This window comes from Embleya sp. NPDC059213 (assembly GCF_042754445.1).
Lineage (GTDB): Bacteria > Actinomycetota > Actinomycetes > Streptomycetales > Streptomycetaceae > Embleya.
In genome coordinates, this window is the sequence record NZ_JBHZAV010000054.1 from 1 (window position 1) to 15,411 (window position 15,411).

Consider the following 15,411-nt stretch of genomic DNA (forward strand, 5'->3'; position numbering starts at 1 on the left):
GCCCGCCCGGACCAGCGCCTGGTCGTCGGCGACCAACACCCGGATGTTCATCCGCCCGCCCCCAGCGGCAGCCGGGCGACCACCCGGAATCCGCCCCGGATGCCCGGGCCGGCCTGGAACTCGCCGTCGTAGAGCGCGACCCGCTCGCGCATGCCCACCAGGCCGTGGCCCACGGCCGGTCCCGGCAGGTCGGCGATCGGGCCGACACCCTCGTCGGTGATCTCGATCCGCACGTCGCCGGCGCCGTAGTGGATGCGCACGTCGCCGCACTCGGTCCCGGCATGCTTGACCACGTTGGTCAGGGCCTCCTGGATGATCCGGTACGCGGCGCGGTCCATCCCGGCGGGCAACTCGCGCGGGGTGCCCTCGACTCGGACCGCGACCCGCAGGCCGGCCCGGCCGGTCTTCTCCACCAGAGCCGGCACGTCGGCGAGACCGGGCGCCGCGTGGAAGGTCGACGGGTCGTCGGCCGGCGCCTTCTCCTCGCGCAACACACCGAGCAGCGCCCGCAGTTCGCGCAGTGCCGAGCGGCTGGTGGTCTCGATCGCGGCGAGCGCCTTGGCCGCCTCGTCCGGTCGGTTGCCGCTCACGTGGTGGCCGACGCCGGCCTGCACCGCGATCACGCTCATGCTGTGCGCGACCACGTCGTGCATCTCCCGGGCGATCCGCAGCCGCTCCTCGATCAGCGTGCGGCGTGCCTGCTCCGCCTGTGCCCGGGCCCGTCGTTCGGCCTGCTCGCGCAGGCCCGCGTTGTACGCCCGTTGTTTGCCCACGGTCACCCCGATCACCCAGAAGGCCAGCAGCGGCCCGATCTCCGCCGGCAGCCAGCCGGTCAGGTAGGACCAGGTCGACTCGTCGGACCCGGCCAGGCGCGGGGCGATGCCCACCATCAGCGCCGCCGTGCCCACCAGCACGCCCGATCGCCGCGGTGGTTGGGTCAGGCCCACCGTGTAGATCACGAAGATCAGCGGGATCAGCGGCGACTTCGCGTAGCCGTGCGTGGCCATGGTCGCGTATCCCACGCAGCAGAGCCCGAAGGCCGGCAGCGGAGCCGGTCGGCGCACCAACACGGCCGCGGCCAGCGCGATCACGACCGGGACGAACAGCGCCGGCGGCAGGCCGCGTTCGTCCAGACGCCGCGGGTCCGGGCTGACCACGACCGTGACGAAGACGGCGGCGATCGCGTCCAGCGCGACCAGGTGACGCAGGGTCAGGCGCTGGGTGAGGGGCGGTCGGCTGTGTTCCACGGACAGACGGTAGTTCGCCCCCGCTCGACCGCGCGTCCCCCCGGGGAGGGACCTTCCGGCATCGGTCGCACGACCGATGCCGCAGGCGGACCCGGACCGGGCGACCCGGTCCCGCCCGGGGGTCGCGAGCCGGACGCGCGCGAACGGGTGGCGGCGGGAGCGTTGCGGCACCGGGACCGCGTCGACGCGGTCCGCTTCGAGTGAGGACGGTCATGAAACACCGCACACCGGCGCCGGCCCCGGGCGCACCGGGGCACCGGGGCACACCACCCGAGCCGACCGCGTGGGCCCGGGCCCGGTCGAATCGGCCGCGCGGGCCCCTCGGTTCCGGATCGGGCGGGGGTGAGCGCATGTTGCGGACAACCCTGCGCGGGTTCCTGGCACATCGCGGTCGGCTGCTGCTGTCCGGTCTCGCGGTGCTGCTGTCGGTGGCGTTCGTGACGGGCACGCTGGTGCTCGCCGATACGACGACCCGGGCCGCGACGGATCTGGCGGCGGACGGCGCGGCCGATGTGACGGTGCGTGCGCCGGATCCGGACAGCGACGCCGGGCTGCGCTCGGCCGCGCCCGGTGGGCCGCCGACCCTGCCGGCCGGCGTGCTCGAGGCGGTCCGGCGGGTGCCGGGGGTGGCTGCCGCCCATCCGGTGATCGAGGTGCACAACGTGGCCGTGGTGGCGCGCGGCGATCAGCGGGTGGAGGGCACGGCGGGCGGCCGGACCGTGGCCGGGAACCGGCTTCCCGATCCGGGCTCGCCCGTCCGGTTGACCTCGGGCCGGGAGCCGCACGGCCCCAGTGAGGTGGTGCTCGACGCGAGTTCGTCGCGGCGGGCTCACCTGAGGCTCGGTGATCGGGTCCGGATCGTCGCGGTGCCCGGCGGCTTCGAGGCGGTGATCGTGGGCATCGCGACGTTTCGCGCCCTCGATCCCGGATATCCCGCGGTCTTCCTGGACACCGACGCCGCCCGCTCCCGGCTCCTGGGTGTGCCGGACGTGCTGACCTCGGTACGGGTGGACGCGGCGGCCGGTGTCGCCGACACCGAATTGGCCCGGCGCGTGAGCGACGCCCTGGGCGCGAGCGCGAGCGCGCAGGTGCGCACTCGGGCCCAACTCGCCGCCGCGGAGGCGGACGAGGCGGGTGCCGGTGTCGAGTTTGTACGTACGGCGATGCTCGGCTTCGCGGGCGTCTCGCTGCTGGTGGCCGGCTTTCTGATCGTCAACACGTTCTCCATGCTTGTCGCCCGCCGCACCCGGGAGCTGGGGCTGCTGCGAGCGCTGGGCGCCAGCCGTGGCCAGGTCCGTCGCTCGGTCCAGGTCGAGGCGCTGCTGCTCGCCACGATCGGCTCGACCCTGGGCCTGGCCACGGGTATCGGCCTGGCCGCGCTGGTGCGTGAGGCGATCGGCGGCGCGGGCGTGGGCCCGGCCGACGCCCCGTTGGCGATCACCGCCCGCACGCCGATCGCGGCCTACCTGGTCGGCGTACTGGGCACCCTGCTCGCCGCCGCCGTGCCTGCCGCCCGGGCGAGCCGGGTCGCGCCGATGGCGGCGCTGCGCGAGGCGGCGGGTCCCGCGACCACCCGTCCCGCCCGGCGGCGCACCGTGATCGGCGCGGCCGGCGTCCTGGCGGCCGTGGTCGGCGGGGCGCTCGCGATCGTGGGGGTCGTACTGAGCCTGGTGGCCGTGATCGTGCTCGGCCCGCTGCTGGTGCGCACGGTGATCCCGGTGCTCGCGCGGCTCACCGGCCGGCGCGGCGCCGGCATCGATCGACTCGGGCGGGAGAACCTGGTGCGCGACCCCCGACGTACCTCGGCCACCGCCGCCGCACTGGCGATCGGCGTGGCCGTGGTCGCGGCCACCGCGGTGGTCGCCGCGTCCGCGAGTGCGTCAATGGATGCCCGGATCGATCGCACCCTCGGGTCCGACATCACGGTTCAGAGCAGCAAGGGCGACGCCCCGCTGACCGCGGAGGTGGTCGAGGCCGTCCGCCGGGCGCCGGGTGTGGGCCGGGTGATCCGGCTGCGCGAGGCCCGGGTCGAGGTGGTAACCGACGGCGGATCCCGAAACGCGTGGGTACAGGGCGCCGATCCGGACCTGCCCGCGGTCCTGCGGCAGCGGTCGCCGACCGGAGTGCTGCTGCCGGCGCCGCCTCCGGGCACGATCAGCCTGGGCGCCGGATACGCGGCCGGCCTGCGGCTGTCCGTCGGCAGCCCGGTGCGTCTGCGCGGCCCCGTCGGCGCCGAGGCCACCGTGACGGTCGGTGCGCTGCGGGCGCCGGACCCGGCGGGTCGGTCGATCGGCCGTCGGGACGCACCGCTGACCGACCTGGACACACTGGCCCGGATCGCGCCGGGCGCGCAGGAGGCGATGATCTTCGTCGACGCCGCGCCGGGCACCGAGCGAGCCGCGCTGAAGGCGAGCCTGGCCCGGGCCCTGGCACCGTTCCCCCAGGCCGGGGCCCGCGACCGGGAGGAGTACAAGAACGTGATCCGGGCCGGAATCGACGGGGTGCTCGACCTGGTCTACGCGCTGCTCGGGTTGGCGATCCTGATCGCCGCCCTGGGCGTGGTCAACACGCTCACCCTGTCGGTGCTCGAACGCACCCGGGAGATCGGCCTGTTGCGGGCGATCGGCACCTCGCACGGGCAGATCCGGCGCATGGTCCGGGCCGAATCGGTGGCACTGTCGGCGTACGGCACGCTCCTGGGACTGCTGCTGGGCGTCGGCTGGGGAGTGACCGCCCGGCGCGGACTGGCCGATCAGGGCCTGGAGGTGCTCGCCGTCCCGTGGTCGACGCTCGCCGTGATCGCAGCCGGATCCGCAGTGGTGGGTGTGCTCGCGGCGCTGCTCCCCGCATGCCGGGCGGCACGGATCCCGGTCCTCACCGCGATCGGGGCACAGTAGTGCGACGCCGACTCCGGTCCGCCGCCGCACTCGTGCCCACGAGCTCGTGCTCGCCGACTCCGATCAGGACGAGAACTCCCATGTGGCCCAAGCGTTCACCATCTTTCGCCGGCCGCGCACTCGGTCGCCCGGTGCGCCTGTGCGTGCTCACCGGCCTCCTGCTGGGCGGATCCGCGTGTGCCGAACCGGACTCGCCGTCTCAGGCAACCACCCGCCGGGCGCAGTACACCATCGACGCGCCGCTCACCCGGCTCGTGATCGTCGGCGGAGCGGGCCGGGTGCAGGTGGTTCAGGGCGGGCCCGGGTCGGTGCGGGTCACCGAGATCAAGCATTTCGGCACCGCCGAACCCGCAACCGAACACGTGTCGGCCGAGGGCACGCTCACGCTGCGGCACACCGTGAGCGGCAGCGCGCAGGTCTCCTACGAGGTGAGGGTGCCGCCGGGGCTCGCGGTCCGGGTCGGCACCACCTCGGGGCAGGTCACGCTGACCGGCCTGTCCGGCGATCTGGACGCGCGGACGGCACAAGGCGGCATCCGCGGCGAGCGGTTGACCACGCGTACGGTCGTCGCCCGGGCCGACCGGGACGCGGTGGACCTGTCCTTCGCCGCGCCACCCGATCGGGTCGACGCCGAAGGCGACAACGCCCGGGTCCGGCTGCCGGCCGGCACCGTCTACGCGACGGACGCGAGCAGCGAGCACGGCTCGGTCAAGGTCGACGTGGCCCGGGATCCGGCCGCACCGCACCGGGTGCGGGTGCATGCCACGTCCGGCGAGGCGGACATCCTCCACACGCGGTAGCGCCGCCCCGTGCGGCTCCGGGCGATGCGCCGGATGGGGGAGTATCACCTCCTCCGACTCGGCCCGCATCCGGGCCGCTTGGACGTCGCGCGCGACGGCCTGGGCAAGCAGCATCCGCAGCACGAGCCCGACGAGCGCAACTCCCAGGACGGCCATGCCCCGTAGGCGACCTCCGCCGCAGGGACCCACCTTCGGATCCATCCGCGTCTCCACCCGTTGTTCCACCCGTGGGTCCAGGCGCGGAGCGGGTTGCCGGTCCCGAGAGGACCCGGCCGGCGTCGGTGGGCGTGAGCGCCGACGAGGCACGACGAGCGGTTTGGTAGCCTATCGCCGCCGTGGTGTACGGGAAGCCGGTCGAATGCCGGCGCGGCCCTCGCCACTGTAGCCGCGGAGTCCCGCGGCCCTCGCCGACCGCTCCCACAGCGGTCGGGGTCACTGGGTGGATCGGGAACGAGCCAACCGGGAAGGCCGGCTGCGGAACGTCGATGCGGAAGCCAGGAGACCGGCCACGGCGCGACATGTTCCACGAGGGTTGGAGAACACATGCCCCGCGCTGCCCTGCGCCCGTTTCGATTCGAACGTTTCATACCTCCGGCGCGCGCCCCGCGTTCCACGCGCTCCGGCCTCGCTGCCGTGGCGATCCTGCTCGTCGGCGCGCTCGGCGCGTGCACGGGTGCGCCCGAGGCCGACAAGCCCGCCGCGGCGGCCGGGAGCAGCCACTCGACGCCGGTGAGCGTGAGCAGGTGCGGCGTCACCACCACCGTGACGTCACCGCCGGCCCGGTTGGTCACCCTCAACCAGGGCGCCACCGAAGTCGCCCTGGCTCTCGATCTACAGACCCGGATGGCCGGGACGGCGTACCTCGACGACGCGGTCCCGGCGCGATGGAAGGCGGCCTACGACACCGTCCCGGTGCTCTCCGAGAAGTATCCGTCCAAGGAGAAACTCCTCGCGGCGCGCCCGGATTTCCTCTACGCCTCCTACTCCAGCGCCTTCACCGACAAGGTGGCGGGCACGCGGGACGAACTGGGTTCCCAGGGCATCACCACCTACCTGTCGCCGTTGGGGTGCGCCGACAGCAAGCAGCAGGCGTCGGCGTCCTTCCAGACGGTGTGGGACGAACTGGGCGATGTCGCCGAGGTGTTCGGTGTCGCACCGCGCGCCGCCGCCATCCGGGACGCGCAGAAGCGGCAACTTGCCGAAGTCACGGCCAAGTCGGCGGGCAAGGGCCTGAACGTGCTCTGGTACGACTCGGGTACCAAAACCCCGTACGTCGGCGCGGGCCACGGCGGACCCCAGCTCGTGCTCGACGCCGTCGGCGCCCGCAACGTCTTCGACACGCTGGCCGGTGGCTGGAAGACCACGAGTTGGGAGCAGGTGGTCGCGGCGGACCCGGACGCCATCGTGCTCGCGGACGCCGCTTGGGACACCGCACAGTCCAAGATCGACTATCTCGAACACGACCCCGTGCTGAACAAGCTCAAGGCCGTCCAGCGCCGTGCGTACGTGGTCGTGCCGTTCTCCGAGTCGACCCCCGGCGTGCTGCTCGCCGACGGTGCCGTCGTGTTCTGGTGTGTAGTTGTATGTGTTAATGCGACCGGCGTCCGTGACCGTGACGGATCGTCCCGCCGCACGGCTCGCGGGCGCGAGCCGTGCGGCGGTGGCCCTGGCCGTCGCCGCCGTACTGCTGTTGTCCACCGTGCTGCTCGGCCTCGCCGTGGGATCGGTCCACGAGCCGCCGCACGTCGTGGCCGACGTGGTGCTGCGCCGACTCGGTCTCGGTGGCTCCGACGTCACGGCGCTGGACGACCGGATCATCTGGCAACTGCGGCTGCCCCGCGTCCTGGGGGCCGCCGCGACGGGCGCGGGACTCGCGGTGTGCGGCGCGGTGTTGCAGACCCTGACCGGCAACGACCTGGCCGACCCCTACCTGCTCGGGATCTCCAACGGCGCCGCCGTCGGCGCGGTCACCGTGATCGTCCTCGGTGTCGGAGTCTCCGGCACCGCGGTGATCGGCGCGCTCCCGGCCGCCGCCTTCGTCGGTGCCCTGCTCGCCGTCCTGGTCGTGCTGACCCTCGCCGGTGCGCACAGCCGGACCCTGCCGGCCTCGCGGACCGTGCTGGCCGGCATCGCGGTGGGGCAGTTGTGCGGCGCGTACACCTCGTTCGTCGTGCTCGTCCTCGGCGACCGCAACGCCGCCCGCGGCGTCATGGAGTGGACGCTGGGCTCGGTGGCCGGGGTGCGGTGGAACACGGCCGTTTTCCTGGTCGTGGTGGCCGTCCTCGGCACGGTGGCGATGGTCGCGGCCGCCCGGGACCTCGACGCGTTCGCGTTCGGCGAGACCGCGGCTCGTTCCGTCGGTGTGCACGTCGAACGCACCCGCTGGGCCCTGATCGCCGCGGCGGCGCTGGTGACCGCATGTCTGGTCGCCAATACCGGCGTCATCGGGTTCGTGGGTCTGGTCGTGCCGCACGTCGTCCGCCTGGTGTGCGGCCCGCGCCATGCCCTCCTGCTGCCCATGTCCGCACTCGTGGGCGCGTCGCTGCTCGTGGGCAGCGACATCGTGGCGCGCTCGGTGCTCCCGGAGCAGGAGATCCCCGTCGGCGTCGTCACCGCCGGGCTCGGAGCGCCGTTCTTCGCATGGTTGTTGTGGCGCCAGGCGGCCGGCAGGTCGGCCGGGGGGAGTCGGCCGTGATCGTCGTGAACCCGGCGGCGCCGGCCGCCGAACACGTCGGCGTGCGCGTCGACGGCGCCACGTTGTTGACGGACGTGACGGTCGGCTTCGCCCTCGGTCGGGTGACGGGCCTGCTCGGGCCGAACGGCGCCGGCAAGACGACGCTGCTGCGGGCCCTGGCCGGGCTGCGCCGGCCGCAGACGGGCCGAGTCCTCCTCGACGGCGAGGACCTGTACAGCCTCACGGCCCGCCGACGCGCGCGCCGGGTGGCCTTCATGGAACAGCAGGCCGACACCGTGCTGCCGCTGACGGCCCGCCAGGTCATTGACCTGGGGCGCACGCCGCATCGCGGCCGGTGGCCCGTGCTGCCCGGCCTCGCGACCGCACACGAGCAGGCCGTGCTCGCCGAGGCCGCCGCCGCCACCGATGTCGGCGCGCTGCTCGACAGGACCTGGTCGTCCCTGTCCGGCGGCGAGCGCCAGCGCGTGCAACTCGCGCGCGCCCTGGTCCAGGAACCGGAGGTGCTCCTGCTCGACGAGCCCACCAACCACCTCGACCTGCGCTACCAACTCGGCTTCCTCGACACCGTGCGCGGGCTCGGTATCACCACCGTCGCGGCTCTGCACGACCTCGAACTCGCCGCCGCCTACTGCGACGACGTCGCCGTGCTGCTCGAAGGCCGGCTGGTGGCCCATGGGCCCGTCGCCGAGGTGCTCACCTCCGCCACGATCGCGCGCGTCTACGGCGTCGACGCGACCGTGGAGCGGCACCCCTTGCATCACCGACCGCACGTCCGATGGAACGGCTTGCTTACCGAGGGGATCGAGTCATGAGCCAAGACCGTGCGGGATCCTCCGCAGGGCCTGCTTCGGGCCGTACGACGGTCCTGGTCGGCATGTCCGGCACGGAGGTCGATCGCCGGGCCGAGCTGTGCACGGCCGCCGTGTCGTGGCACGCCACGACGGCGTTCCTGCAACTGGGTGAGCCGTCCCTGTCGGCCGAGCTGACCAGACTGGCCGACGCGGGCGCGGAGACCGTCGTCCTGATCGGGGTCCGCCTCGGCGCATCCGGTCCGGGCCACTCCTGGCTGCGGCGGATCGCGGCGTACTGGTGGCGCGAGCGCGCCGGCCATCGCCCCGTGCTGCTCGTCGCCGCCCGGCTCGTCGACTCGGCGGATGCCGTGGCCGATGCCGTGGCATCCGCCGAACCGATCACCGGCGAGGAACCCGGTCTCACCTCTCCGGTCTGGGAGGAGGTCACCGGCCACCGACACCAGGTGATGGTGTGCCGCGGGCCGCGCTGCACGGCCAAGGGCGCGGACGACACCCAGCGTTCGCTGATACGGCAACTCAGGGAGCACGGGCTCGGCGACGACGACGTCCTCGTCACGCAGACGGGGTGCCAGTTCCCCTGCAACCAGGCTCCGCTGGTCAGCGTGCAGCCCGACGACGTCTGGTACGGGCACGTGGACCCGGCGGCGATCACCGCGATCGTGACCGACCATCTCGTCGGCGGCCGGCCGATCACGACGCATCGCCTCCCACGGCGCAGGAAGGAGCCGGCAAACCGGCCGGAAGACTGACCCGTCCGCCCGGTGACACGGATGCCCCGACGGCCGACGGAGTCGCTCGTGCCCGCCCCCTCCGCGCAGCGCTGCCACAGCGGAGGCGCGGGCGGAGGCGGCGCGGGAGGCGACGTCATGCCGTCGGGGACACCCGGCAGCGAGCGGGTGGTTGCGCACGCAGCGATCGGATCGCCGAAGGCGACCGCGGGGGCCGGCTTCTCGCGTTGTTCGTGATTGCGGGACTCGGAGCCGGTGCGATGCGCGTCGACCCACGCGGCGGACCGCCCCCGGTTTCGCCAAGGACGATTTCACCTTCGACCGGCAACACCGCACCGCGACCTGTCCCTGCGGCGTCACCGGTTCCGATTTCCCACGACGTTCGGGCACGGTCGTCGGCCGTGTGCGAGGTCGCGCCTGGTCGAAGTCGTGACGAATCTCCGGCCCGTAGCCCTGGGTTCGCGCCACACGCTGCCACCTTCCGCACGCGTGCGGCGGTGGCCGAGGTCTCGTGTCGGTGAGGCGGCCGGGGGCTCGCGACCTGCGGTGCGATTCGGCGCGACAGGCGTCCGGCCGAGCGGCCTCTTCGCTCCTGCGTGGACGTTATGGCCGACTGGTATGCCTGCGAACCCACGGGCACGCACATACTCCCAAAGACGAACACGAGTCGACAGGTCGCCGACAACCCAAGGACCTGTGCTCTCCCCGCCACGGACAAATCCAGCGGAAGGACGCTTATGCCCCACTCCAAGTGGTTCGCGGCAGTCGGGACCGCCGCGGTCGTCACCATGGTCATGGTGCCTGCGGAGCAAGCCGCCTCCGCGCCGTCCAACGCCGCCCCGAACAGCGTTTCGGCGGCGACGACCCTCTACTATGACGACTCCCGAGCCGGTGGCTGGGAAGCGGCCATCGCGGCCGGAGTCGCCACCTGGAACGCGAACGTCACCAACGTGAAGCTGGCGAAGGCACCGTCCGGTACTCGTGCCCAGATTCGGATCACCGCCACCAACGGTTGGCCGCAGGCAAGCCTGGGCCCTGTCCGCCCCGGTGGACAGGGATGGGTGGAACTCGGCAGCCAGGCGGTCGCCCAAGGCTACGACAAGACCCGCATAGCGGCCCATGAGATCGGCCACAACCTGGGCCTCCCGGACACCAAACCAGGTCCGTGCTCCAAGCTGATGTCAGGCTCCAGCGCGGGAGTCGCCTGTAGGAACCCCGTCCCCGACGCGGCCGAGCGGTCCCGCGTCGAGTCCGCCTACGGCGGCCGTGCCGCCGCCGCGCAGACCCCGGCCGACGGTCGGGTAATGGTCGACGTGCCCTGAGGTCCGACGACGAACGCGTCCGCCGATCGCAACGCCCGACCCGCGCACCGGTCTCGGGTCGGCCGCGAACCACCGGAGGGCGCGGGGCAGCCACATGAGATGTGTGTACCACCGGGGACGACCCCGCCCGGCAACGGTTTCGCCCCGCATCGACGCGGTCGCCCCGCCATTGCCGCCGGTACGCTCGACGCCCGACCCGCCACGGCGAGGCGATGCGCCGCGGCCGGTGGTATCGACACCCCGGCCGCGGCGACACCCACCCCGTGTCCAGCGCATGTCTCGGCGACGGACCGTTCCGGGAAGCAGCCGCAGCCGGAACCAACGCGCGGCATTCCCCGGCGCACCAAGCCATGCCGAGCCACACCGAGCCACACCGAGCCGCACCAAGCCGTGCCGAGCAACACCAAGCCGCACCACCGGTCGCCGCCGCCCCGCCCTCGGCCGGCGATGCCCCGCCGATCTGGCGCGCGATACCAGTCGGCGGACACAATGACCGCGTACCGAGACATCGGAAGGCTTGGCGGGGCATGGAATTCGTGGTCACGACGGACGGCCTGCGCGGCGCCGACCGCTTCGAATACTGGCGATCGGCCGTCTCCGAAACCTTCGTCCCGCTGCGCGCCGAGCCGGCGCACAGCTCCGGGCGGCCGTTCCGGGGCCGGATGCGGTCCATGGAGCTGGGCGCGCTACAGATCACCGAGGTCTCGGCGAATGCTCACGCGGTACACCGGACCCCTCGCTTGATCACGGCGTCCGGTGGCGAGTACTTCAAGCTGGGCCTCCAACTCTCCGGAGCATGCGTGCTGAGCCAGGACGGCCGGGAAGTGGCGCTCGCGGCCGGTGACTTCGCGATCTACGACACCACCCGCCCTTACAGCCTGTCCTTCGGGGCGGAATACCGCCAACTGGTGGTGATGTTGCCGCGGCCCCTGCTGCGCGTCCCGTTGCGGGAGATGGGCCGGGCCACCGCCCGGCGGCTGTCCGGGCAGCGCGGCTTCGGTGCCCTCGCGGTGAGCCTGTTGCGGGAACTTCCGCAGCACCACGCGGAGTTCGAAGGGGCCGAGCTGCACCGACTGGCGGATACGGTGAGCGATCTGGTGGCCGGTCTGGTCACGGCCCGGCTCGACCCGGTCGCGTCCGCCGGCGGGACGGGCCGAGGGGTGTCGATCACCACGATCCGGGCCTATATCGAGGACCGGCTCGGCGATCCCGGCCTGGGCCCGGAACGGGTGGCCGCCGCGCACTACGTCTCCACCCGTCATCTGCACCGGCTCTTCCAGGAGGAGGGGACGACCGTGTCCGGCTGGATACGGCATCGCCGACTGGAGCACTGCCGCCGCGAGTTGGGCGATCCCACCTTCCGGGAACGCCCGGTCGGGGCCGTCGCCGCCCGCTGGGGCCTGACGGACGCGGCCCGATTCAGCCGCACGTTCCGCCGCGCGTACGGATGCAGCCCGCGCGAGTATCGGGCGACGGCGCTCGGATGAGGCGTCGCGTGGGCGGCCGGAAGGCGGACCGGGCCGGCGCCCACGGACAAGTACCGGGCGCCCAAAGACAAGAAGACCCGGACCCCGAAGGGAGATCCTCGCTCCGGGAGGCGCGCGTCGGACGCGCCGTGACACCAGGGCGGCGGCATGGCGAAGGGCCGGCTTCTCATCGGCGGAACGTGGACGGCGGCGGCGGACGGTGCGGAGTTCCCCGCGCACGACCCGGCGAACGGTGCGCTGCTCGGTCGGCTGGCCGCGGCCGGTCGGTCGGACGTGGACGCCGCCGTCGATGCGGCGAGGGCCGCCCTCGGCGATCCGGCCTGGGCGCGGATCACCGCGGCCGAACGGGCCCGCCTACTGTGGCGCATCGCCGACCTGATCGAGCGCGACGCCGCCGAGTTGGCCGAGTTGGAGACCCGTGACCAGGGTCAGCCGCTGGGGGTGGCGCGCGCGGTGAGCGTGGCGGGAGCCGCCGAGCACTTCCGCTATTACGCGGGGTGGGTGACCAAGATCCAGGGGTCGGTCGCCCCGGTGTCCTTCCCCGACACCCTGCACTACACCCGGCGCGAACCGGTCGGCGTCTGCGCGCTGATCACCCCGTGGAACTTCCCGCTGATGATCGCGGCCTGGAAGATCGCGCCCGCGCTGGCCTGCGGCAATACGGTGATCCTGAAGCCCGCCGAGCAGACCTCGCTGACCTCGGTACACCTGATCCGGCTCTGCCAGGAGGCGGGACTGCCCGCCGGGGTGGTCAACCTGCTCACCGGCGGCCCGCAGACCGGACAGGCGCTGGTCGCCCACCGGGGAGTGGACAAGGTCTCGTTCACCGGCTCCACCGCGGTGGGCCGGGAGATCGCCCGGACGAGCGCCGACGACCTCAAGCGGGTCACGCTCGAACTGGGCGGCAAAGCCCCCAGCATCATCGCCCGCGACGCGGACATCGACGCCGCCGTGGCGGGCAACCTCCAGGGCGCGCTGCTGAACAGCGGTCAGGTGTGCGCGGCGTACTCCCGGTTCTACGTGGACCGCGCCCGCGCTGCGGAGTTCACCGACAAGCTCGCCGCGGCCGTCACCGCGCTCCGACTGGGCCCGGGACTGGCCGCCGGGACCGACCTCGGCCCCCTGGTCAGCGAGGAGCACCTGAACCGGGTGGAGTCCATGGTCGCCGCGGGCGTCGCCGAGGGCGCCGAGGTCGTCACCGGTGGCGGCCGGGCCGGCGGCGACCTGGCGCGGGGCAATTTCTACCGGCCCACCGTACTGGCCGGCGTCGGGGACACCATGTCCATCGCCCGCGACGAGGTGTTCGGCCCGGTGCTGCCGGTGCTCACCTACGAGGACGAGGACGAGCTGATCGCCCGCGCCAACGACACCGACTACGGGCTGGCCGCCGCGGTGTGGACCGCGGACCTGCGCACCGCGCACCGGCTGACGGCCGGCATCCGGGCCGGGGCGGTGTTCGTGAACATGCCGCCCATCCCCGACCCGGCGGCGCCCTGGGGCGGGTTTCGCAGCAGCGGCTGGGGACGGGAGATGGGCTCGTACGCCCTCGACGCGTTCACCGAAACCAAGGGCGTCTGGCTGCACCACGGCTGAGCGTCCCGCTTCGACGACGAAAGCCGGGTACCCGATATGACCTCCGTCCACCCTCACCCCGACCACGACGGCGTCCACGCCGCCGTCCTGTCCTATGTGCGCGCGGTGACCGCCGGGGACAGCGACGCCGTCCGGGCCGTCTTCCACCCCGACGCCCACATGTGGGGTTACCTCGGCGATGCGTTCGTCTCCGCGCCCATCGAGGCGTTCTGCGGGGTGGTGGCCGCCGAGTCCGGCGAGCGGCAATGGTCGGCGCAGTACTCCTGGGAAATCCGCTCCATCGAGGTGAACGGCGAGGTCGCGGTGGCGGTGTTGGAGGAATACGGCTACCAGGGCGCCGACTTCGTCAACCATTTCTCCCTGGTGCGTACGGACGGCCGATGGCTGATCGCCGGCAAGACGTTCCACAGCCCGGCCACGTGACGACCCGTCCATGGCCCCGAATCCCAGGGCGAGTTCGTGCCGGACATCGGGCGTTCTCGTCGTCGATTCGCGGCGGCGCGGCGGCGAGGGAGGTGGGCGGGCGAACAGGGGCGGAGCCGGTGGTCGGTGCACAGCACCCGGCGGTGCGGCGGCTCGGGTTCTTCCCGTCCGAGTCGACCTGAGGCCACGAGCGGATCAACGCCCGTACGTGGGCGGGCAGTACCCGGCGTCCGTCGGGAGGATCCACCGCGGTGACCACTTGTCGGGCGGACGAGCGCCCCCACCATCCGCTGCTCGCCGTTCCCTGCACGCCGGCCCATTACTTCGCGAAGGGGAACGCCCACCCCGGTTTCCGCACGAAACTGCAAAACCAGCCGCTCCGGCCCGTGCGGCGAAGCAGGCCGGCGGGGGTCCATTCGGATGGTTGCCGCGGACCGCGCGTACGGCGACCAGGACGGCCTTCGCTGTGAACTCGCCGACATCGTGGCGCCGTTCGCGACGGCGTCGAGGCTGCGGCGGGGGATCCGGGCACGCACCGACCGGGCCCACCTGGTATCTCGCCACCGACCCGCCCCACCCGGAGCGGAGTACGCCAGGACGAACGCCCGCCCCCCGCACCCGACCTGACGGAAATCAGCCGCATTCATGGGATCCGTCATCGGATCGAGCAGAGCACCGGTTCGCCACCCGCCGGGATGATCGCCTGCATGCGGCATCGTGCTCGACGGCCTGTCCCGAGGCCGGATTCGGCACCTCGGGCCCGTTCCCGGTCCTGTCCCTGGAGTGCTCGGTTGTGGACCGGGTCGGCGATCGTCGAACGGACAGCGCGGGCGAACCGGCCGACCGCCCCGTGCCGCGGGCACGATCGGCCGCCGCTCACCGACCCGACGCGGACACCGATGTGCCCGACAGCGAGTCTCGCCCGTAGGCCACTGCCTCGGATCAGCATCCAGGCTCCGGGACCGAATCACCCCACTCGCGTGGGGACTTCCACCCATGGGGGAGGGGCCCGCGGCGCTACTTCTTGGCTCGCTCCGTCTGCGCCGCCAGGTACCGCCCGTACAACTCGCGCCCCCCGATCACAACCAGCGGCGCCAGCCCGATCAAAACACCCACCCACGACGTGGACATGGCCAATACCACCACCAGCAACACGCACGCGACCACAGCCGTCGTCGTACTCACTTCGCCCCCTCACCACAGCCCTGATCACCCGTCAATCGCCGAACACTACGGCCTACCACCGGCCCACGTCACTCCCCAAGGTCCACGACCCCGCCGACGCTCGACGCAGTGTCGACTCCGCATCGTGAGGCCGCCGCCTGTCGGCTACTCGAGGGACCATCGAGGACTCGATGTACACCCTGAGCAAAGGGAGTTCCCGATGACCGATGTGGCGATGACGAC

The 15,411-nt window shown here is 72.9% G+C and carries 11 protein-coding genes, 2 pseudogenes and 1 riboswitch; of the genes and pseudogenes, 10 read left to right on the forward strand and 3 right to left on the reverse strand.

Annotated elements, in window-relative coordinates:
- Positions 1-47 precede the first annotated feature (47 nt).
- Positions 48-1,247 carry a sensor histidine kinase gene (locus ACFXMF_RS21080; RefSeq protein ID WP_379989530.1) on the reverse strand — a complete coding sequence of 400 codons (1,200 nt, stop codon included), beginning with the start codon at positions 1,245-1,247 and terminating at the stop codon, positions 48-50.
- A gap of 350 nt (positions 1,248-1,597) precedes the next feature.
- Here ACFXMF_RS21080 and ACFXMF_RS21085 point away from each other — a divergent pair, with 350 nt between their 5' ends.
- Together ACFXMF_RS21085 and ACFXMF_RS21090 are read left to right on the forward strand one after the other, a co-directional pair.
- On the forward strand, positions 1,598-4,144 hold the full coding sequence (locus ACFXMF_RS21085; RefSeq protein WP_379989531.1) for an ABC transporter permease: 2,547 nt from the start codon (positions 1,598-1,600) through the stop codon (positions 4,142-4,144).
- A gap of 80 nt (positions 4,145-4,224) precedes the next feature.
- Positions 4,225-4,944, forward strand: coding sequence for a hypothetical protein (locus tag ACFXMF_RS21090; RefSeq protein WP_379989534.1), 720 nt, complete (start codon positions 4,225-4,227; stop codon positions 4,942-4,944).
- A gap of 42 nt (positions 4,945-4,986) precedes the next feature.
- On the opposite strand, the pseudogene ACFXMF_RS21095 reads toward ACFXMF_RS21090, so the two are convergent.
- Positions 4,987-5,103: pseudogene (locus tag ACFXMF_RS21095) on the reverse strand (DUF2975 domain-containing protein); the annotation flags it as partial.
- A gap of 141 nt (positions 5,104-5,244) precedes the next feature.
- Positions 5,245-5,470, forward strand: a riboswitch (cobalamin riboswitch).
- A gap of 317 nt (positions 5,471-5,787) precedes the next feature.
- On the opposite strand from ACFXMF_RS21095, the pseudogene ACFXMF_RS21100 reads away from it, so the two are divergent.
- The 8 genes and pseudogenes from ACFXMF_RS21100 to ACFXMF_RS21135 all read left to right on the forward strand — a co-directional run.
- Positions 5,788-6,384, forward strand: a pseudogene (locus ACFXMF_RS21100) (ABC transporter substrate-binding protein); the annotation flags it as partial.
- A 166-nt stretch (positions 6,385-6,550) separates the two neighbouring features.
- Positions 6,551-7,639, forward strand: a complete 1,089-nt coding sequence (locus tag ACFXMF_RS21105) for a FecCD family ABC transporter permease (RefSeq protein WP_380020716.1) — start codon at positions 6,551-6,553, stop codon at positions 7,637-7,639.
- Positions 7,636-8,451: an ABC transporter ATP-binding protein gene (locus tag ACFXMF_RS21110; protein WP_379990354.1), complete on the forward strand. Its 816-nt coding sequence runs from the start codon at positions 7,636-7,638 to the stop codon at positions 8,449-8,451. The genes ACFXMF_RS21105 and ACFXMF_RS21110 overlap by 4 nt, the downstream gene beginning before the upstream one ends.
- Positions 8,448-9,200, forward strand: coding sequence for a ferredoxin (locus ACFXMF_RS21115; protein ID WP_379990355.1), 753 nt, complete (start codon positions 8,448-8,450; stop codon positions 9,198-9,200). Before ACFXMF_RS21110 ends, ACFXMF_RS21115 begins: the two co-directional genes overlap by 4 nt.
- Before the next feature lie 716 nt (positions 9,201-9,916).
- Entirely contained in the window at positions 9,917-10,501 is a 585-nt protein-coding gene (locus ACFXMF_RS21120; RefSeq protein WP_379990357.1) for a snapalysin family zinc-dependent metalloprotease, read from the forward strand.
- A gap of 527 nt (positions 10,502-11,028) precedes the next feature.
- Positions 11,029-11,988, forward strand: coding sequence for a helix-turn-helix domain-containing protein (locus tag ACFXMF_RS21125; RefSeq protein WP_379990359.1), 960 nt, complete (start codon positions 11,029-11,031; stop codon positions 11,986-11,988).
- Positions 11,989-12,135: 147 nt separating this feature from the next.
- Complete coding sequence (locus ACFXMF_RS21130) at positions 12,136-13,581, forward strand: aldehyde dehydrogenase family protein (RefSeq protein WP_379990360.1); 1,446 nt, start codon at positions 12,136-12,138, stop codon at positions 13,579-13,581.
- Between the two features lie 36 nt (positions 13,582-13,617).
- Positions 13,618-14,004 carry a nuclear transport factor 2 family protein gene (locus ACFXMF_RS21135; RefSeq protein WP_379990361.1) on the forward strand — a complete coding sequence of 129 codons (387 nt, stop codon included), beginning with the start codon at positions 13,618-13,620 and terminating at the stop codon, positions 14,002-14,004.
- 1,017 nt (positions 14,005-15,021) lie between these two features.
- Here ACFXMF_RS21135 and ACFXMF_RS21140 read toward each other — a convergent pair.
- Positions 15,022-15,189: a hypothetical protein gene (locus ACFXMF_RS21140; protein WP_360317853.1), complete on the reverse strand. Its 168-nt coding sequence runs from the start codon at positions 15,187-15,189 to the stop codon at positions 15,022-15,024.
- Positions 15,190-15,411 lie beyond the last annotated feature (222 nt).